The sequence below is a fragment of the Thermodesulfobacteriota bacterium genome (genome assembly GCA_040756475.1).
In the GTDB taxonomy this organism is placed as follows: Bacteria; Desulfobacterota; Deferrisomatia; order Deferrisomatales; family JACRMM01; genus JBFLZB01.
The window spans coordinates 1-18,951 of record JBFLZB010000088.1; the positions used below are offsets into that span (position 1 = coordinate 1).

General features: G+C 69.2%; 12 protein-coding genes. 3 read left to right on the plus strand and 9 right to left on the minus strand.

Going from position 1 to position 18,951, the window contains the following annotated elements; genetic code table 11:
- The coding region (locus AB1578_13510; protein MEW6488918.1) for an HD-GYP domain-containing protein at positions 1-498 on the plus strand (498 nt) is incomplete at its 5' end.
- 356 nt (positions 499-854) lie between these two features.
- Positions 855-2,252, plus strand: coding sequence for a citrate/2-methylcitrate synthase (locus AB1578_13515; GenBank protein MEW6488919.1), 1,398 nt, complete (start codon positions 855-857; stop codon positions 2,250-2,252).
- Positions 2,253-2,255: 3 nt separating this feature from the next.
- On the opposite strand, the gene AB1578_13520 is transcribed toward AB1578_13515, so the two are convergent.
- From AB1578_13520 to AB1578_13530, 3 genes are all read right to left on the minus strand, one after another.
- Positions 2,256-4,331 (minus strand): sigma-54-dependent Fis family transcriptional regulator, encoded by a 2,076-nt coding sequence (locus AB1578_13520; protein ID MEW6488920.1) that lies wholly within the window; start codon positions 4,329-4,331, stop codon positions 2,256-2,258.
- Between the two features lie 311 nt (positions 4,332-4,642).
- Positions 4,643-6,712: a thiamine pyrophosphate-binding protein gene (locus AB1578_13525; protein MEW6488921.1), complete on the minus strand. Its 2,070-nt coding sequence runs from the start codon at positions 6,710-6,712 to the stop codon at positions 4,643-4,645.
- A 623-nt stretch (positions 6,713-7,335) separates the two neighbouring features.
- The gene (locus AB1578_13530) at positions 7,336-8,481 is read right to left on the minus strand and encodes a M20 family metallopeptidase (GenBank protein ID MEW6488922.1); all 1,146 of its coding nucleotides are present in this window, start codon (positions 8,479-8,481) and stop codon (positions 7,336-7,338) included.
- Between the two features lie 382 nt (positions 8,482-8,863).
- On the opposite strand from AB1578_13530, the gene aat reads away from it, so the two are divergent.
- Entirely contained in the window at positions 8,864-9,496 is a 633-nt protein-coding gene (gene aat / locus AB1578_13535; protein ID MEW6488923.1) for a leucyl/phenylalanyl-tRNA--protein transferase, read from the plus strand.
- 117 nt (positions 9,497-9,613) lie between these two features.
- Here aat and AB1578_13540 read toward each other — a convergent pair whose 3' ends face one another.
- From AB1578_13540 to AB1578_13565, 6 genes are all read right to left on the minus strand, one after another.
- Positions 9,614-12,220 (minus strand): PAS domain-containing protein, encoded by a 2,607-nt coding sequence (locus tag AB1578_13540; GenBank protein MEW6488924.1) that lies wholly within the window; start codon positions 12,218-12,220, stop codon positions 9,614-9,616.
- Between the two features lie 61 nt (positions 12,221-12,281).
- Positions 12,282-14,111: a glutamine--fructose-6-phosphate transaminase (isomerizing) gene (glmS, locus tag AB1578_13545; GenBank protein MEW6488925.1), complete on the minus strand. Its 1,830-nt coding sequence runs from the start codon at positions 14,109-14,111 to the stop codon at positions 12,282-12,284.
- A gap of 161 nt (positions 14,112-14,272) precedes the next feature.
- Positions 14,273-15,679 (minus strand): bifunctional UDP-N-acetylglucosamine diphosphorylase/glucosamine-1-phosphate N-acetyltransferase GlmU, encoded by a 1,407-nt coding sequence (glmU, locus tag AB1578_13550; GenBank protein ID MEW6488926.1) that lies wholly within the window; start codon positions 15,677-15,679, stop codon positions 14,273-14,275.
- 68 nt (positions 15,680-15,747) lie between these two features.
- Positions 15,748-16,380 (minus strand): aspartyl protease family protein, encoded by a 633-nt coding sequence (locus AB1578_13555; protein MEW6488927.1) that lies wholly within the window; start codon positions 16,378-16,380, stop codon positions 15,748-15,750.
- Positions 16,281-17,669, minus strand: coding sequence for a cytochrome c3 family protein (locus AB1578_13560; protein ID MEW6488928.1), 1,389 nt, complete (start codon positions 17,667-17,669; stop codon positions 16,281-16,283). Before AB1578_13560 ends, AB1578_13555 begins: the two co-directional genes overlap by 100 nt.
- Positions 17,666-18,637, minus strand: a complete 972-nt coding sequence (locus AB1578_13565) for a tetratricopeptide repeat protein (GenBank protein MEW6488929.1) — start codon at positions 18,635-18,637, stop codon at positions 17,666-17,668. The genes AB1578_13560 and AB1578_13565 overlap by 4 nt, the downstream gene beginning before the upstream one ends.
- Positions 18,638-18,951: the final 314 nt, after the last annotated feature.

Consider the following 18,951-nt stretch of genomic DNA (forward strand, 5'->3'; position numbering starts at 1 on the left):
CGGGGCCACTGCGACCGGGTGGCGCTCTATGCCCTGCGCATTGTCGAGGGCCTGGCGCTGGGCGATGACCTCAAGTGCCAAATCCGGTATGGCAGCTGGCTCCACGACTGCGGCAAGATTGGGGTGCCGGAGGGGATCCTCAACAAAAACGGCGCGCTCACCCCCGAGGAGTTCGCGGTGGTGCGCAACCACCCGGCCTGGGGTGCCGAGGTGGCGGGTCACGCTCGGGTATCCCCTGTCGTGGCCAACGTGATCCGCCACCATCACGAGAAGCTGGACGGTACGGGCTACCCCGACGGGCTCCCGGGGGACGCGATTCCCCTGGAAGCGCGCATCGTGGCCGTGGCCGACGTCTTCGACGCCCTCACTTCCGACCGCCCCTACCGCCCGGGCTTCCCGTGGCCCAAGGCCGCCGAAATCCTCCGGTCGATGGCCGGAGACCACCTGGACCCTCCGCTCGTGGAGATTTTCTTGCAGGCGGCCGTCCCGGGGGCGTGAGGGCAGGGCCTCGCTCTGCGGCTGGGGCTTGACGCCTCCCGCCTGCGCCGGGTACTTCTTCCCTTCGCAACGAGTCTCTTGGGTGAAGACCACGGCAGTGCCGTGCCCGGCGCCCTCGTTTCGCTCGGGCGTAACCGGTCGAGCGCGGAGCCGGTCCGGTTCCTCTGTAGGAGCCAGCTCCTGCTGGCGATTTCGGCCGAAGGCCGACCCTTCCCCCTGCCGCCAGTGCGGCAAGTCGCCTGCGGGAGCAGGCTCCTACACTCGCTTCTCGTTGTCCTTCGGATAGAGAGCGGCCGGCCGGTTACGCCCGTTTCGCTCCCCTACCCACCGAGTCTTCCAGCAAGGAGGATTGCCCCGTGTCCCGAAGCGTGAAGGAAGTGGAGGCCCTGATCCTGGAAGCGGGCCGGAAGGCCCGCCGCGAGACCAGCGCCGAGCCGGAGCCCGAGCTCGTGAGGCCCGCCGAGTGGCCCATCCAGTGCACGGTGGGACCCGGCCTGGAGGGCGCCATCGCCTGCGAGAGCAAGGTGGGGTACGTCAACGGCGCCAAGGGCTGGCTGATCTACCGGGGCTACGACGTCTTCGAGCTGTGCGCCCACTCGAACTTCGAGGAGGTGAGCTACCTCCTGCTCCACGGCAGGCTCCCCAGTGCCTCGGAGTACGCAGCATTTCGAAAGACCCTGGCCGAGTACCGCCACCTTCATTCCACCCTGCGGGCGGTGCTGGGGTTCCCGGTGGAGCGCATGAGCACCATGGCGGCACTGCGCCTGGGCGTGATGATGATGCGCCAGGAGCTGACCCACATGGACGAGAAGGAGTGGCACCCCCGGGCCATGAGCGTGATCGGCGCCGACGAGGACTCGATCCCCATGGAGACCGTGCCGCGGGGGGACAAGCACGCCATTTACGAGTTCAAACGGCGCCGGCGGTTGGGTCCCGGGCCCTCGGGGAACGGGGACGAGGGATCCGGACTGGGCGCGTGCTACCACCTCATCGCCGGGCTTTCCACCGTCGCTGCCGCCGTCGCCCGGGTCCACCGGGGACGGCTCCCCATCGAGCCGGACCCGGACCTCGGCCACGCCGCCAACTTCCTCTACATGATGACCGGCCGACGGCCGAGCCCCGTGGAGGAGAAGGTGATGGACGTGGCCCTCATCCTCCACGCAGACCACGGCATGAACGCGAGCACGTTTGCGGCCATGGTGGTGGCCTCGACCCTGTCGGACTTCTACTTCTCCGTGGGCTCGGGCATCGCAGCCCTCAACGGGCCCCTCCACGGGGGGGCGAACGAACAGGTGATCCACACCCTGGAGGAGGTGCGGGAGGCGGGCGACGTGGGGGTGTGGCTCGACAAGGCGGCGGCCGCCAAGCGAAAGATCCCCGGGTTCGGCCACCGGGTCTACAAGGCCTACGACCCTCGTGCCCGGGTGCTCGGACCCCTCGCGGAGTTCCTGGCCCAGGGCGAGGGGGAAACGACGGACCTGTTCGCAGTGGCCCGCCAGCTCGAGACCCACGTGGTCGAGCGTCTGGGGCAGAGCAAGCAGATCTTTCCCAACGTGGATTTCTACTCGGGCCTGGTCTACCGAGCCCTGGGCATCCAGACCGAGATGTTCACCCCCATCTTTGCGGTGAGCCGGGTCGCCGGCTGGACGGCCCGCGTCCTGGAGTACCTGGAGAACAACCGGATCTTCCGGCCGCGCGCCCGGTACGTGGGGGAGTTTGGGAAGGAGTACGTGCCGCTGGAGGACCGGGGATAGACGCTACTGCGAGAGCTTCGCCTTGTGGTCCGAAGGATCGTGCCCCGCCCGCGCCGCGAAGCGGCGAGAGCCTCGGTCGGGAGCCTTGGGGCGCGGAGGCCTCTGGCACCTGATGTACTGCCCGTGGTGGATCTCCAGGGTCTGGAAGAGGCGGTAGAGCCGCGACCGGGAGATCCCGAGCGCCTTGGCCACCTGGCTTACGTTGCCCAGCTGCTCCAGGGCCGAGACGACCAGGGCTCTCACGTGATCCTTCATGTCGAACGCGCCCCCGGCATCGAACGCCTCGATCGCCGGGTCCGGGCAGGGACCGAGCCCTGCCGCGCTGCTTCCCGCCGCCGCCCCTTGGCCCCCAGGCGCCCCTTCCCGCAGCCAGGCAGGGAGATCGCCCACGTCGATCGGATTGTCTGCGCAGACCATGGCCGTCTCCAGCACGTTGCGCAGCTCCCGCACGTTTCCGGGCCACGACCACGAGGCCAGCACGGCAACCGCTTCGGGGGTCAGGTGCTTGAGGGGGAGGCCGTGGCTTCGGGCAATGCGCCCGCAGAGGTGATCGATGAGCACCGGGATGTCCCCAGGCCGGTCTCGCAACGGGGGGATCACGAAGCTCGCGACACTCAGGCGGTAGTACAGGTCGGGCCGGAACGCCCCCCGCTTCGACTCCTCCAGGAGCGACCGGTTGGTCGCCGCAATGATGCGGCAGTCGGTGGAGACCTCGCTCAGCGAGCCCACGCGCCGAAAGCGCCCCGTCTCCAGCACGCGCAACAGCCCGGTCTGGATGTCGAGCGGCATCTCGCCCACTTCATCCAGGAAGAGGGTCCCGCCGTTTGCGGCCTCGAAGAGCCCTTGCCGTCCCCGGGGGTCTGCTCCGGTGAAGGCCCCCCTCTCATAGCCGAAGAAGCGGCTCTCGAACAGTTCCTTGCTGATGGACCCGCAATTCACCGCCACGAAGGGCCCGGACCTGCGGGGGCTCGTCTCGTGGATATGGCTCGCGATGAGCTCCTTTCCGGTCCCCGTCTCTCCGACCAGGAGAACGCTCAGGTGGGAGGGGACCACCTTGCCGACTTGGCCGAGAAGAGTCTTCACCTCCGGCTGCCGCGTCACGAAGTCGCCGAACGCGGTTACGCCCTTCGGGTCATCGCCCGAGGAGAAAGCTCGTCCGGTGCGGCGCTTCTCGCTGAGGATCACGAGCCAGCCGATGGGCTCTTCGCTGCCCGCCGAGCGGATCTCTCGAACCTCCCGCGCCGCGCCGTTGCGGGCGTCCAGAGACGCGGGGGGCAGCGTCTCCCCTTCTGCGAAGGTAGCCGAGCTTCGCACGACGTGGTTCCTCCGATCCACGACCACCAACGGGTCCGTCGGGTATCGCGCCCGGTGCATGGAGAAGTTGTGGATCAGCTGCATCCGCTCGAGCTCGAATTGGAGGCGCAGCTCGGTGGTGATGCTCGTGGCGAGGGAGTAGGTCAGGGCCAGCGCGTCATCGCGGTAGTCCTTGTCGATGGTCGTAAAGTCGATGACCCCCATGACGCTCTCCCCGAAGGGATCCAGAATCGGGGACGCGGCGCAGGTCCACCGATGCCAGCCCTCGCAGAAGTGCTCCGTGGAGTAGACGTGCACCGGGCCCCGGCGGGCGATGGCGGTGCCGATCCCGTTGGTGCCGGCCAGCGACTCGAGCCAGCGGGAGCCCTCTACGATTCGGGACGAATCGGCTGCGGCATCCCGCACCTTGGAGTCCCCCGAGATCTGAAGAATGGTTCCCTGCTCATCCGTGAAGATCAGAATGCCCGGCACGTCGGCCAGCAGGTCGTGCACCTTGCGCAGGGCGGGCTCGGCCTTCCGAATCAACAGAGCCCGGCTTCGCAGAATCCCGTCGAACTCTTCCTTGGAAACGAGGACCCCCTGGCGCATCCCAGGGTCGATGCCAAGGCTTCGGCATCGGCTCCAATCCTCGTGGATCAGGCGCTCGTACGGGTCGGTACAGGCGGGCTCGCGACCGTTCACCACATGGAATCGTTCCCATAGGCCGAAAGTCTTCTTTCTGTCTTTGGGATAGGAGAGGTAGGGGTTGCTGTCGGAACGCGCCATCGACCGCCTCGTTCACTAAGAATATTCTTTGTTCGCAATCAGCAAACTCTGCTATCGAGTTCAGAGTTACATGCTAGGCTGATCCGGCAGTCGCTGCAAATGCACGTTGCCGCACGTGGGGTGCATTCCTCCCTTCTTCTCTCCTCGAACCCGGGCCAAAGCCGTCCAAGGGCATGCTCCGGCAGAGGCAAGAGACTTCGGGCCCCCGACGCGACAGCGCCCCCGAAGGGGCGTGCGCGCCACAGACGTTCCAGGAGACGCGGCGGGTCCCGGCGCCACGAGGGACGGGGGCCCCCCGCCGACACAGAGCGCTACCTGAGCTTCTTCTCCTCCTCTGAGAGGGGTTCCCACGCGTCGTGGTGGGTCATGTCGTCCACTTCGGACAGGCCCGGAAAGCGATCGCCCTTGCCCCAGATGGATTTGCGCGCGCGCTTGCCTCGGTCGGGGAGGTCGCACCAGGGCAGGTGTGCGAACATGAGGCAGTACACGGGCCCCGTCATGTTGGAGTTGATCAGGTCGACGTCCATCTTGCAGTGCAGGACGGCCGGCTGCCCCTTTTCCGCAGCCTGGAAGCAGCGGTGGAGGGCTGCCAGGAAATCCTCGTGTCGGTCGCAGTACTCGCCGTAGCAGTTGAGGTTCTGGGCCAGGTGGTCGAACCGCAGGCGCGGTTCGCGCTCTCCCGCGAGCCCGCCGAAGTCCTGCTCGATGCCGTTCCACACCGCGCCACCGCGGTCCTGCTCGCCCAGGTTTTCCCAGTTCGGCCCGTACCAGTGGTACTTCATGCCCGCGATCCAGCCGTTGTTTTCTGTCACGAGATACACGATCGGGAGCTTGTACCGGGCGGCCGTGTCGATCTCCATCCCGGCGTTGGTCATCCCGGAGTCGCCCATGAGGGCGAGCACCGGCGTGCGGTCGCCCTGCTCCAGCTGGGCAAAGGCGGCCCCCATGGCCATCGGAACCCCGTGGCCCACACCCGCCTGCTCGGCGGAGCTCAGGATCTGGGCGGGTCGCGTCGCCTTCAGGTACGGCATGCAGAAGTCCGACATCGTGTACCCGTCGATCATGATCCGCACGCGGCTCTCGTACTTCTCCTCCAGATAGTCGGCGAGCGCCTGGGAGAGGTATCCATAGTGCATGCAGCGCTCGGTCTTGTACTTCGGATGTGCGAACCCGTAGTGCATGGCCTTGTCGCGCCGGCGCTTCTCGGACTCGCCTCGCGCCTTCTGGATCTTCTCGATCCAGGCGTCGCGGCCCGCCGGGGGTTGGAGGTTGTTGGCCTTGATGTAGTCGATCATCTGCCGGGCGACCACCTTGGGGTTGCCGATGACGGTCGTGCTCGTGGGAAGGTAGGTCCACACCTGGGAGGTGCTCTCCGAGATCTGGATCGTCTCGGGCCAGTCGACCCCGTATCCGTCGAAGAAGCCCACCTTCAGGCCCACCGGGACGATCACCTCGATCTCGTTGCGGAACTTCGGAAGCCCCCGGAAGTAGTACTCATGCTTCTCCGATACGACGGCGCGGCCCGTGCGCCGCGTGGTGAACGGAATCTTCGCCAGGGTGATGAGCTCGGTGAGCTCGTTGGAGGCGTCTGCCCAGTTGGCCCCGTCGCCCAGGATGATGTAGGGGCGCTCGACCTCGTAGAGCCTCTTGACCGCCGCTGCGATGTCGTCGGGGTTCCCGCCGGAGACCATCGGCTTTCCCATGTTCTCGGCGCCGCGCCACGAGGGGATCCAGCTGGCATGGTCGCCCCACAGCCCCCACCAGACCTTTTCCTTGACGTCGTCCTGCGTCAGCAGACAACTGATGCCCAACTCCATGACGACCGGGCCCTGGGGAAAGGTCTGTGCCTCCTTGAACGCCCGGGTCATGAACTGCTTGACCTGATGCGGGTATACGAGGCGCTGGGCCCACTTGGAGATGCTCGCGCACAGCTCCGTTGCGTAGCTCTCCTGGATGGTGTTGTAGAGTTTGTCGTGCTCGATCTCGTGACCGCCGCACAGGAAGATGATGGGAGAGTTGGAGAGGTACGCCTGTTGGATGGCGCTGACCGCGTTTCCGACGCCGGGGCCTACCGTCGTGTAGCAGACGGCCGGCTTCCCGGAGACCTGCGCGTAGGCCTCGCCGCAGTACACGGCGTTCTGCTCGTGGAGGAAGGTGATGTTCTTGATGCCGATCCGGCTGATCGGGTCCACGAAGTTCCAGATGTGGCCCCCGAAGATGCCGAATGCGATGGTGACGCCGTGCTCCTTCAGAACTTCGGCGACGTGCATCCCGGCGTAGGGGTAGAGCTCCCGCTTTCCCAGCTGGTAATCGAGCTTCTTCTGCAACTCCTTGTCGAACTCGATGCCGACGTCCCCGGAGCGGACTCCCGGAACTGCCACTTGCGACTTTCCTTCGGGACTGGCTGGTCGGTGCATGTCTGTCTCCCTTCTCGGTTTGTGAACGTGGGCGCCCCTCCCCGGAGAGGCCGGGGGCAGCGGGGCGGACGAAGGAGCCGCGGGTGTCGGTCGGCGTGGAGGTTTGCCCCTGACGCGGACGATGCAAACGCTGTTTGTTGGAAACTTTGCAACCCGCGTGCCAGGTGGCGGTGGGTGCCGGGGACTCGCGGCACGGGGAAGCGCGCTCCGCCGTGCGCGGGTGGCACCCCGGAAAGCGCGGTCTTTCCAGGGTTTCGATGCTCGGAGCTCTGGTGAGGCTGAGGCCGGGTCCACACTCCCGGGCGCACCCGGGGCGGCCCCCGGCGGCTACGCCGAGTTCCCCACTGTCCCGATATAGAACAGCATTCGGGCGGCGCCAGGCCCGACCCTCCGCGCAGGCGGGCGGCCCGGTGTCCCGATTCGGGACACCGGGGGATTTTCTGTGCCCGGCCTGTGACCCGAACGGGGGCGCCTGGAGGCCGACGAAGACCTGCTGTGCCGGCTGGCGGAGCTGCCGGGCCGCGGACGGGCTCCGGAAGGCTTGCCGCCGCGGCGAGCGGAGGGCGGGGGGAGGGACGCCGGGGGGCTCAGGGTGCGGGTTGACGAAACTCGGCGATTGCGGCTGCCAGGAGCTCTGGTTGGGCGAGGAGGTCGACGGCGCTGCAGGCCACGGCCTTGGCCCCCAGGAGCATGCCCCGGTGCGCGCGGTCAGAGACGGAGAGCCCCGCCGCCTCGGGAGAGTGCCAGGTAGTGCCCTCGGGGTGGGTCGCTACGAAGAACCAGTACGAGGGCAGGCGGCGGCTGAGGGAGCCGAAGTCGGTCGAACCGTAGCACGACACGTTCTCGCGCAGGGTGGCCCCGAGGGCGGTCAGATTGGCGCGCACCGCCCCCTCGAGCACGCGATTGAAGCGGGTGCTGGGGAGCCGTGACCGCTCCAGGACCTCCACCCGGGTCCCCGAGGCGAGGGCGGCGCCCCGGGCGCAGTCGAGCATCCGCGTGTAGAGCTCGCCCAGGTATTGCTCTTCGAACGCACGGAAGACGAACCGGGTGGCCGCCCGGTCGGAGACGACGTTCGCGGCGCTGCCCCCCTGGGTGACGATGCCCTGGATGCGCGCCCCCGTCTTCAGGTACTGGCGCAAGGCGTTTACTGCCGCGTGGGTCAGGAGGACGCCGTCAAGGGCATTTCGGCCGCGCCAGGGGTCCGCCGCGCTGTGGGCAGGGCGGCCGAAGAAGGTAAACTCCACCTCCGAGAGGGCGAGGTCTCGCCGGAGCAGGAGCGTCTCCGTGTAGGGGTGGAACATGAGGCAGGCGTCGACGCCGGAGAAGGCGCCCGACCTGCCCAGCGCCACCTTGCCGGCGCCGTCCTCCTCGGCGGGCGTGCCGAAGAGCCAGAGCTCGCCCGGCAGGTCCCCCAGCACCTCTCTCACACCCACTGCGGCCCCCAGGTGTCCGGCTGCGATCAGGTTGTGGGCGCAGCCGTGGCCGATGTCGGGAAGGGCGTCGTATTCCGCCACGAGTGCGACGACGGGTCCTGGGCGACAGCCTCTGGCTTTCGCAACGAACGCCGTCGGCAGGTCGGCCAGGGGGGTCTCGACCTCGAACCCGCGGGCCCGCAGCGCGGCCACCAGCCGCGCCACGGCCCGGTGCTCCCGGCCGCTCGGTTCCGGGTCGGCGTGGAGGGCGCGGCTCAGGTCGATGAGCTCGTTCGAGGCGGCGTCGACCGCAAGCGTCACCCTCTCTTTCAAGGACGGAAGATCCATGGGCGGCTCAGCGGCAGGCGGGGCTCGACCCCGGAGCGAGCGGAAGAACAAGAGCCGGTGGGTCTTCGGCACTCGGGAGCAACGCGGGGGGCTTCTCTCGTGCCCCCGTTCCCCTTGGGCTTCCCATGGCTGGCCCTCTCGCAGAAGGCGCCGGCGGTCTCTCGCGATCCGAGGACGGTACCACGACTCGAGCCCCGGGGGGAGGGTCCGCCGGGGCTCGGTCCGCCATCCCTGAACCGGTCGAAGCCGGGGTGCGCCGAGGGAGTGTCTTGACCCCGGTGAGCGCAAGGGCTAGAAGTTTGGGGGACCGGGGAGCTCCCGGGGGCCCGCGCCAACCTTCCCAGGACCGCCTCCCATGCCCGCCCGCCGCACCGCGCCGCCGCCCCTGACCCCGGAGCTCCTGGTGGCCGCCTACTGCAGGGGGTACTTCCCCATGGCCGACGACCGGGGGAGGATCCACTGGTACGACCCGGACCCCCGGGGGATCTTCCCCCTGGAGGGCTTCCACGTGCCGCGGCGGCTGGCGCGCACCGTGCGGCAGGGGCGCTTCGAGGTGCGGGTGGACACGGCCTTCCGAAGGGTGATGGAGGCCTGCGGGGCGCCGGCCCCCGGGAGGGAGCGCACCTGGATCTCCCCCGAGCTTGTCGACGCGTACGGCGCGCTCCACGAGGCGGGGCTGGCGCACAGCGTGGAGACCTGGGCCGACGGAGAGCTGGTGGGAGGGGTGTATGGGGTGGCGATCCGGGGCCTGTTCGCGGGGGAGAGCATGTTCAGCCGCCGCACCGACGCGAGCAAGGTGGCCCTGGTGCACCTGGCGGAGCGGCTGCGGCGGGGCGGGTTCGTCCTCTTCGATACCCAGTTCGTGACGGCGCACCTGGCCCGTTTCGGGGCCGTGGAGATCCCCCGCGCCCGCTACCGGCGGCTCCTGGCCGGGGCCCTTCAGGCCGAGGAGGCCTCGTGGGACCCGCCTCCGCGCACCCGCGCATGAGGGACTCTGCCCAGGGGGCCGCGGCACCGCGGTAGCCGTCGAAAGACCTCCAAGGGTGCGTCCGCGGCCCCTGCCCCGCCCTCCCACGTTTTGTGGCCGGTCGCCGCGAGCCGCCACCTACGCCCCATCCAACACCGCGCGGATCTTCGCCGCCAGCTCGCGCGACGTGTAGGGTTTGGGGAGGAACGCGATCTCCTCGCCCAGGACGCCGTGGTGGGCCAGGACGTCGGCCGGATACCCCGACACGAAGAGGCACCGGATCCCCGGCCGGAGCGCGGCGAGCCGCTGGGCGAGATCCCGGCCGTTCATCTGCGGCATCACCACGTCGGTGACCAGGAGGGCGATCTCTCCGGGGTGGATCTCGGCCTGGCGGATGGCTTCGTCGGGCCTGCCGGCGGCGAGCACCCGGTACCCCAGCCGCTCCAGCATGGCCCGCCCCAGGTCGAGGATGCTCGGTTCGTCCTCCACCAGGAGCACCGTCTCCCCACGCCCCCGCAGGGGCTGCTCTGGCGCAGCGCCGGCGATATCGGGGGCCGGCTCCGGGGCGCGGTTCAGGTAGAGCTCGACCCGGGTACCCCGGCCCGGCTCGCTGTGCACGGCGATGAGGCCCTCGTTCTGCTTTACGATGCCGTACACGGTGGCGAGCCCCAGGCCGGTGCCTTGGCCGGTGGCCTTGGTGGTGAAGAACGGCTCGAAGAGGTGCGCGAGCACCTCCTGGTCCATGCCGCAGCCGTCGTCGCTCACGGCGAGCAGGACGTAGTCGCCGGGCCGGAAGTCCGGGCGACGGGCGCAGGCGGTTTCGTCCAGGAGGACATTGCGGGTTTCGATGGTGACTGCGCCCTTTCCTGCGACGGCGTCCCGGGCGTTGACGCAGAGGTTGGCGAGGATCTGGTCGATCTGGGAGGGATCCATGCGGACCCGCCACAGGTTCGCACCCGGCTTCCATGCCAGGCCGATGTCTTCTCCGATGAGCCTGCGCAGCATGTTGAGCATGCTGCCCACGGTCTCGTTGAGGTCCAGCACCCTGGGGGCCACGGTCTGCTTGCGGGCAAAGGCGAGCAGCTGCCGGGTAAGCTCGGCGGAGTGCTCGGCCGCGCGCCGGATCGCGGCCAGGTCGGTCTGGATCGGACCGGGTACCCCAGGCCGGGTCAGGGCCAGCTCCGCGTGCCCCAGGATGACGGTGAGCATGTTGTTGAAGTCGTGGGCCACCCCTCCCGCCAGGCGCCCGATGGACTCCATCCTCTGCGCCTGCGCCAGCTCGGCCTGGAGGCGCTCCTGGGCCTCTTCGGCCCGATGACGCAGGGTCACGTCCTGCACGGTGGACACCATGAGGTTCTGGTCGGGGAGGGGGATGTTGGTGGAGGTGACGAACCGCCTCTCCCCTTGCACAGTTGTGATGGACACGTCTTCCCAGCGCATGCGCGAAGGGTCCCCCGAGCCGATGTCCGCCAGGATGCGCGTTCGCATTTGCTCCCGAAATTCGGGGTCCGGATAGACCTTCTCGAAGAAGTCCACCACCGAGTGCAAGCTGCCCCGGGGCAGCCCGTAGATCTCCTCAAACTTGCTTCCCACGAAGACCACTTCCCCGTCGTCCATCGTGTTGACCGCAAAGCCGATCGGGGCATTTTCCAGGATGGTCTCTATGTAGCGGTTCCGGGACTCCAGTTTCTTCTCGGCCTGCCGTCGTGCGGTGATGTCGGTCGAGATTCCGCACAGGCCGGTCACTGTGCCGCTTTCGTCGCGCAGGGGGAGCTTGACCGTCCAGTAGGTGCGCGGCACGCCGTCGGCCGCCGTGAGATCGGTTTCCTCGCGCACCACCGTCTCCCCCCGCTCGATCACGGGGCGGTCGCTGCGCTGGATCTCCTCGGCGGAGGCGGGCGAGAAGAAGTCAGCGTCGACCTTGCCCTGAATCTCCCCGAGGCTGCGGCCCAGGAGCTCGCATACCGTGCGATTGGCGTAGGTGTAGCGGTACTGGGTGTCCTTGATGAAGATGTGGGCGCCCACATTGTCCAGGATCGTGCTCAGGCGCCGCTCGCTCTCGCGCAGGGCCTCTTCGGCGCGGCGCCGTTCCTCGATTTCGGCCTCCAGCTGCCCCGAGCGCGCCGTCAGGAGGGAGCGGGTCTTCTCGAAGTAGACGAGGAGCATCCCCAGGGCGGTGGCCAGGCCGAAGAAGGCTCCCAGGGAGTACCCGACGGGGGCGAAGCCCTCCACGAACCGGAGCACCGGGTAGTCGAGCTTGTGCAGCCCCCACAGGAGGAAGCAGGCGGCGGTGAAGACGAGCACCGGCGGACGCGGCTTCGGCGCCGACCGAAGCAGGGCGGCAGCCACCAGGAAGTCGGCAAGCGCCTGGACGGCGAATACCGGCACCGAGAGGACCGCGGGCGACACCCCCGCGGCCAGCGCCCCGGCGACCCACGCGAGAGCGCCCGCCCCCATCCAGGCCCAGCGCCGGGAGAGGGTGCCCCGTGTGAAGACCTCGGTTCCCGCCAGCAGGAGCATGGCGTGGGCCACCGAAGCGCCCATGTAGCCCAGGGTGGCGCCCCAGTGGCTTCCCCACCGGACCTCTCCCATGAGAAACAGGAACCGGAAGGCGTAGGTGCTCCACGACCACGCCCACAGCCGCAGATGCCGCTCCCGGTGGGACGTGGCCAGATACCCGTAGATGCCGGCCACCGTGGCGGAGGCGACGAAGGTGCTGACCGAGGCGGGAAACAGCCAGCTCATCGCCTTGCCCCGGGCGGCGCCGGACGGGTCCGGGATCTGGCCCGGGTCCGGGGTGGCGCGCTCACTCCACCGTCACGCTCTTGGCGAGGTTGCGGGGCTGGTCCACGTCGGTGCCCTTGAGCACGGCCACGTGGTAGGCCAGGAGCTGGAGGGGGACGGTGGCGATGATGGGCAGGAGCTCCTCTGCGAACTCGGGGATGGGGATCACCTGGTCGGCCATCCCGGCCACGGCGGTGTCGCCGTCGGTCACGACGGCCACGACCCGGCCGTCGCGGGCGCGCACTTCCTGGACGTTGGAGAGCATCTTCTCGTAGGTGGAGCCCCGGGGGGCGATGGCGACCACGGGGAGCTGGTCGTCGATGAGGGCGATGGGGCCGTGCTTCATCTCGCCGGCGGCGTAGCCCTCGGCGTGGATGTAGCTGATTTCTTTCAGTTTTAGGGCGCCCTCGAGAGCAATGGGGAACTGGAGGCCCCGGCCGAGGTACAGGGCGCTCTTGGCGTCCACCAGGGTCTTGGCCACGGCCTCGATGTGGGGGTCGAGCTCCAGGGTGCGCTCCACGACGGCGGGGACGGCCCGCAGGGCTTCCATCTTTTCGATGAGGCGGCCGCGGCCGAGGACGCCTCGGGCCGAGGCCAGGTAGAGGGCCAGCAGGTAGAGGGTGACGAGCTGGGTGGTAAAGGCCTTGGTGGAGGCCACTCCGATCTCGGGGCCGGCGTGGGTGTAGAGCACGGCGTCGGAAGCCCGGGGGATGCTCGACCCCACCACGTTGCACACGCAGAGGATGGGAGCGCCCTTGTCCCGGCCCTCGGCCAGGGCCGCCAGGGTGTCGGCGGTCTCGCCGGACTGGCTGATGAGCAGGAGCGCCGTGTCCCGGGAGAGGATGGGGTCCTGGTAGCGGAACTCGCTCGCCAGGGAGACCTCCACGGGGAGCCGGGCGATCTGCTCGATCCAGTACTTGCCCACCAGCCCCGCGTGCCAGCTCGTGCCGCAGGCGACCACATGGAGCCGGGAGATGCTCCGGGCGATGGTCTCGGCCTTCTCGCCGCCGCTCAGGTACACGGCGCCCTCCACCGGGTCGAGCTTGCCGGTGAGGGTGTCGGCGATGGCCCGGGGCTGCTCGAAGATCTCCTTGAGCATGAAGTGCTTGTAACCGCCCTTCTCGGCCATGGCGGGGGACCACTGGACGGTCTGGACCTCCCGGACCACGGGGGCGCCCTCCAGGTCGGTGATCTCCACCCGGTCCCGCCGGCACACCACGAGGTCGCCGTCTTCGAGGAAGACGAAGCGCCGCGTGTGGGCCAGGAGCGCCGGGATGTCGCTGGCGACGAAGTTCTCGCCCTCGCCCAGGCCCGCCACCAGCGGGCTCGCCCGGCGGGCGGCCACCAGGAGGTCGGGCTCCCGGGCCGAGAGGACCACGACCGCGTAGGAACCGTGCAGGCGCTTGAGGGCGAGGCGCACGGCCTCCACGAGCCCGCAACCCTCGCCCAGGTGGCGGAAGATGAGGTGGGGGATGACCTCGGTGTCGGTCTCGGAGGAGAAGCGGTGGCCTTCGGCCGTGAGCTCGGAGCGCAGCGCCAGGTAGTTTTCGATGATGCCGTTGTGCACCACCACCACGTCGCCCGCGGCGTGGGGGTGGGCGTTCTCCTCGCTCGGGCGCCCGTGGGTGGCCCACCGGGTGTGTCCCGCGCCCACCGTGCCGGAGAGCTCGATGCTCCGGAGCTTTTCATCGAGATTCAGGAGCTTTCCGACGCTCCGGACGACCTTGAGGGCGCCCTCCTCGACCACGGCGAGCCCCGCCGAGTCGTACCCCCGGTACTCCAGGCGCCGGAGCCCGTCCATGAGGATGGGGGTGCAGCGCTGCGTTCCCACGTATCCTACGATGCCGCACATGATCCGACCTTTGCTCGTTGCGGGTTGCTCGTTGCCTGTTGTCCGTGGTCCGTTGGGGTAGCCAGTTGGGGGGCGATGAGACCTATGGGACGAATGGGACGAATGGAATATCGGGTTGGTAGCTGGTCACCCATCACGCCTTACCCTTCACGTCTCACTCTTCACGTTTCACTTTTCACGCCCCCCGGCCGTCTCCGATTCCAGCCCTCGACGTTTCGCTGTTTGCCCCGCGCGACGCCCAGGGCGCCGTCGGGGACGTCGTGGGTGAGGGTGGAGCCGGCGGCCACGGTGGCGCCGGCTCCCACCGTGACGGGGGCCACCAGGCTCGTGTTGGAGCCGATGAAGGCGCCGTCGCCGATGGCCGTCTTGTGCTTGTGGACGCCGTCGTAGTTGCAGGTGATGGTCCCGGCGCCGATGTTGGCGCCCTCGCCCACCGTGGCGTCGCCCAGGTAGGTGAGGTGGTTGGCCTTGCTCCCCCGGCCGAGAACGCTTTTCTTCATCTCGACGAAGTTGCCCACCCGGGCGTCGTCCGCGAGCACCGCGCCGGGGCGCAGGTGGGCAAAGGGGCCCACCTGGGCGCCGGGGCCCAGCCGGGCCTCCGACAAGACGCAGTAAGGTTTCACGTGGGCGCCGGGACCGATCTCGGAGTCGCGGACCACCGAGCCCTGGTCGATGCGTACACCCGAGCAGATCCGGGTCGCCCCCTCCAGCCGCACGCAGGGCCCCAGGGTCACGTCGGGCTCGAGGACCACGCCGGGCTCGATCCAGGCGGTTTCGGGGTCCTCGATGGTCACCCCGGCTTCCATCCAGGCCCGGTTGATGCGGCGGCGAAGGGCGGCGCCGGCCTCGGCCAGGTGGAGGCGGGAGTTGATGCCCATGACCTCTTCGGGGTCCTCCAGGAGCACCGCGGCTGCGCGCCCGTCGTGCGCGGCTACCGCGACCACGTCGGTCAGGTAGTACTCCCCCTGGCTGTTGGCGGTGCCCACCTGCCCCAGGGCGTCCCAGGCCCAGGGGAGCTCCAGGGCGTAGGTGCCGGTGTTGACCTCGCGGACCGCCCGCTGCGCGGGGGAGGCGTCGCGCTCCTCCACGATCCGCTCGAGCCGGCCGGCGGCATCCCGCACGAGGCGGCCGTAGCCCCGGGGCTCGGGGGGCTCCATGGAGAGCACCGTCACCAGGGCGCCGGCCTGCCGATGGGTTTGCGCGAGGCGCCGCAGGGTCTCGGGTCGGATGAGGGGCACGTCGCCGCACAGGACCAGCGCGGTGCCCCGGAACCCACTGCCCCCTTCCCCGGGTGAGAGCGCCTCCCGGGCGCAGAGCAGGGCGTGGCCCGTGCCCTTCTGCTCGGCCTGGAGCGCAAAGGTCACGTCCGCCGCCCCCAGGAGCCGGCGCACCTCGTCGGCCTGGTGGCCCACCACGGCCACGATCCGTCCCACGCCCGCCCCCCGGCAGGCGTCGAGGGGAAACGAGAGGAGGGGATGTCCCAGGAGGGGGTGGAGCACCTTGGCCAGGGACGACCGCATGCGGGTCCCCTGGCCGGCCGCCAGCACCACGGCCACGACGTCGTTCATGGGAGCTTGCCTCCAGAAAGTCTCCGGCGACGAAACCGCGCCATTATAGGGGGCCGGCTCACCGGTGCCTACCGGGGAGACAGGAGCAGGGCGGGGACGTCGGCGTCGAGCTCGACCCGGAAGAGGCCGAGGAAGTTCATCCCCAGCAGGCCGTCGGCCCCGGGCACGGCGTCGTGGACCACCACCCGCAGGGGCCCGGCCTTGCGGCCCCCCACGTCGATCTCCCCCACCTCCGCGAGGCCCGCGTGTACCGTTCCGCCCGCCGTGCGCACCACCACGGGCGGGTCGGTGCGCACCGTGAGCCCCAGGCGGCGGGCCACCGCGGGGGAGAGCACGGTGGCCGTGGCCCCGGTGTCCAGAATCAGGCGCACGGGGCCCTCGCCGTTGAGCCGCGCTTCCACGAGGTAGCCCATCTCGTTGGCTTCCAGGGGGATGCTCTGCACGGGTTGGGGAGGCGGGAGGCGGTCGTCCAGGGCCGCTGCCCGTGCCCGGTGCTCGGGGGGCACGGCGTGGAGGTTGTCGGTGAAGTGGACGGCGCCTGTTTCGTCGGTCCACCGGTAGATCTGGGCGGCGGCCGGGCTGGCCGCCGCAAGAGCGAGGGTCAGCGCCAGTGGCAGCGCGCGCAGATGGCGCCAGCCGGCGCGCGCAGCCGGGTGGCGGTGGGCACGGGTTGCGCGTGGGGGTCGTGGCAGGTGACGCATGTGACCTCATCCCCTGGCCCCAGGGGCAGGGTGCCGTCGGGCTTGATCTTGGCCGAAGGTGCCTTCAAATGATCGGCATTGGCGGGGTGGGGCTTTACCTCGTGGCACTGGAGGCAGACCATCTTGGGGATGGTCAGCAGGCCCGTGTTCGTCCCCGGCATGGGCGGCGACTCGTGGCACCGCACGCACATCTTGCTGTCGTCCACGTGGGGGTTGATGTTCGAAAACTCGTCCCGGCGGTGGCAGATCCAGCACAGGTCGTTGTTCAGGGTCACCCGATTGTAGTGGCGCTGGTCCATGCGCTGGGTACCGGTCTCGCAGCGGTTACTGTGACAAGTGTAGCAGGTGATGCGGTTCTGGGCGTCGAGCGGGATCTTGAGCGGCGACGCCCGAATGTCGTCGAGCATGAAGGGCGGCGGCGGCAGCCCCGTGGGATGGTGCGCCCGATCCGTGACGTGGCAGGAGACACACAGCACGTTCACGTCGCCCTTGTAGCGCAGCCGGTAGTCGGGAGCCTTGATGTCCTTGGCCACCGAGCTCGTGTGGCAGCCCTTGCAGGCCGAGTACTCGTTGCGGTGGGGGTTGGCCTCGAGGCCGCGCTCGAAGTGCCGGGCGAACTCGGTGCGCACGTAATGGGTGGTGCCCGTGGTCCCGTGGGGGTTGTGGCAGGTGACGCAGGTCCAGGAGCCGTCGGCCTGGAGCGGAAGCCCCTTGGGCAGGGACAGGACCGGGTCGATGTTGCGGGGGTGATCCTTTGCCACCGCCCCGTGGCAGAAGTCGCAAAGGCGCACGATGTCGAGCCGCACCGCCGCCCCTTGGGCGGACCCCGTGGGGATCGAGGCATGGCAGTACGTGCACCGGCTGGTGCCCTGGCGCGCCTGGTGGGGATTGGTGCGGGCAAGTTGGGCGCCGTGGCAGCGGGCGCAGAAGGCGGCCCGGTCGGAGGGGTCCTCCAGGCCCGCATCGTTGAGGTAGTGGGTGGCCCGGTTGCCTCCGTGGAGGCGGTGGCAGCTCCGGCACAGGAGCTCGCCGCCGGGAGCCAGCGCAAACTCGGCCGGCATGGGCGAGGAGGACCCCACTCCCACCGGGTGGATGTTGCTGGCGGCCTCGTGGCAGGCCGTGCAGTCGTGGAGGCCCCCGGGCGTGTGGCAGTCGCCGCACTCCAGAGCTGCGTGGGAGCCGGTGACGAGGGCAGGCTGCGGCTCCGCGGTCCAGGCCGGGCCCGCCGCGGCCAGCGTCACGGCCAGCGCCCCGGCGGTGAGCCACAGGCCCGGTCCCGAGGCGTTCACGGCTTGACCCCGACCTTGACCAACATCTCTACCGCCTCCCGCTGGAGCCGCTCATCCTGCAGGTCGGGAAAGCGGTTCAGGTTGTCGAGGAGCAGGCTGCGCGCCTCCTCGGCCTTCCCGCGGGTCGCCAGCAGCCTGGCCATCTCCAGCCGCACGCTGAACGTCAGGGGAGCGCCGGGGTCGAAGCCCAGGATCTCCGAGTACACCCGCAAGGCCTCCTCGGTCCGGCCCAGGTGGTTGAGTATCCTCGCTTCCAGGTGGCGTCCGGGCAGGTAGCGCGGCGCGAACTCCTTCAACCGCTCGATCTTGTCGAGCGCCAGCTCGGCTTCGCCGGCCCGGGAGAGCACCACCGATTCGTTGTAGACGGCCAGGCGCGTGAAGACGCTGCGCAGGTTGAACCGTGCCTCGGCAAACGAGGGGTTGCGCGCCAGGGCCGTGCGAAATTGCTCGACCGCCCCGTCGTACTGGTCCTGGTAGTAGAGGGCGATTCCGATGGCGTTGTGTACGGCCTCGGGGTTGTCGAAATCGGGGGAGATCTCCAGGAACTGCTGGAGGGCGGCCTGGGCCTGCGGGTAGTCGCCTCCCTTGAGGTAGAAGAGGCCGAGGAAGTACAAGACCTGGTACAAGGCACGGTCTTTGGGCGCGGGCGGGTTGATCCGCAAGAGCAGGGCGAGCCGCTCGTAGGCGGCGATCCCTTCCTCGTAGAAGCGGGTCTCCTGGTCGAAGAGCTCCTGGTAGATGCGGCCCAGGGCGAAGGGGGGGAAGGGGTAGGAGGGGTCGGCCTGCTCGGAAGCCCGGAACAGCCGCAGCGCCTCGCCGATATCGCCCCCGCGGTACGCACGAAGCCCGGCCTTGTAGGCGGTGCGTGCGTCGTCGAGGGATGAGCAGGCGGCAGGGCGCGGCAGGGCGCACGCCAGGACGAGGCAGCCCAAGGCCAAGGCCGTCCAACTCCGGGGAAGACGAACCATCCGTGCCTCCAGGACCCAGGACCCGCGGTCGCGGCGGGCGCTCCTGTTCGCAGTCCCGCCATGATGCCCCACAAGTTCCGAATTCGCTATCGCCCAAAAGAGTGAATTTTGCAGATCGCGGCCCTTGGCCTCCCAGGGAGCCCAGGATCCACCATCAAACTTTGGGGCGGGGTCGGGGGGCCCTGTAGCGCAGCCGCGTGCCGCGTCGACCGATCGACGGCACCCGGTGCAAACGGGTGAAGCTCGGCGTATTTGTTCGCTGGGGGAGATGCCCTCTAATCACCGCGGATTGCGCGGCGGAGCGGAAGGGTCCC

Bases quoted from the DNA above. Each gene is read 5' to 3' on its own strand.
- AB1578_13520 (MEW6488920.1), bottom strand. From the start codon at position 4,331: ATGGCGCGTTCCGACAGCAACCCCTACCTCTCCTATCCCAAAGACAGA.
- aat (MEW6488923.1), top strand. From the start codon at position 8,864: ATGCCCGCCCGCCGCACCGCGCCGCCGCCCCTGACCCCGGAGCTCCTG.
- AB1578_13540 (MEW6488924.1), bottom strand. From the start codon at position 12,220: ATGAGCTGGCTGTTTCCCGCCTCGGTCAGCACCTTCGTCGCCTCCGCC.
- glmS (MEW6488925.1), bottom strand. From the start codon at position 14,111: ATGTGCGGCATCGTAGGATACGTGGGAACGCAGCGCTGCACCCCCATC.
- glmU (MEW6488926.1), bottom strand. From the start codon at position 15,679: ATGAACGACGTCGTGGCCGTGGTGCTGGCGGCCGGCCAGGGGACCCGC.
- AB1578_13555 (MEW6488927.1), bottom strand. From the start codon at position 16,380: ATGCGTCACCTGCCACGACCCCCACGCGCAACCCGTGCCCACCGCCAC.
- AB1578_13565 (MEW6488929.1), bottom strand. From the start codon at position 18,637: ATGGTTCGTCTTCCCCGGAGTTGGACGGCCTTGGCCTTGGGCTGCCTC.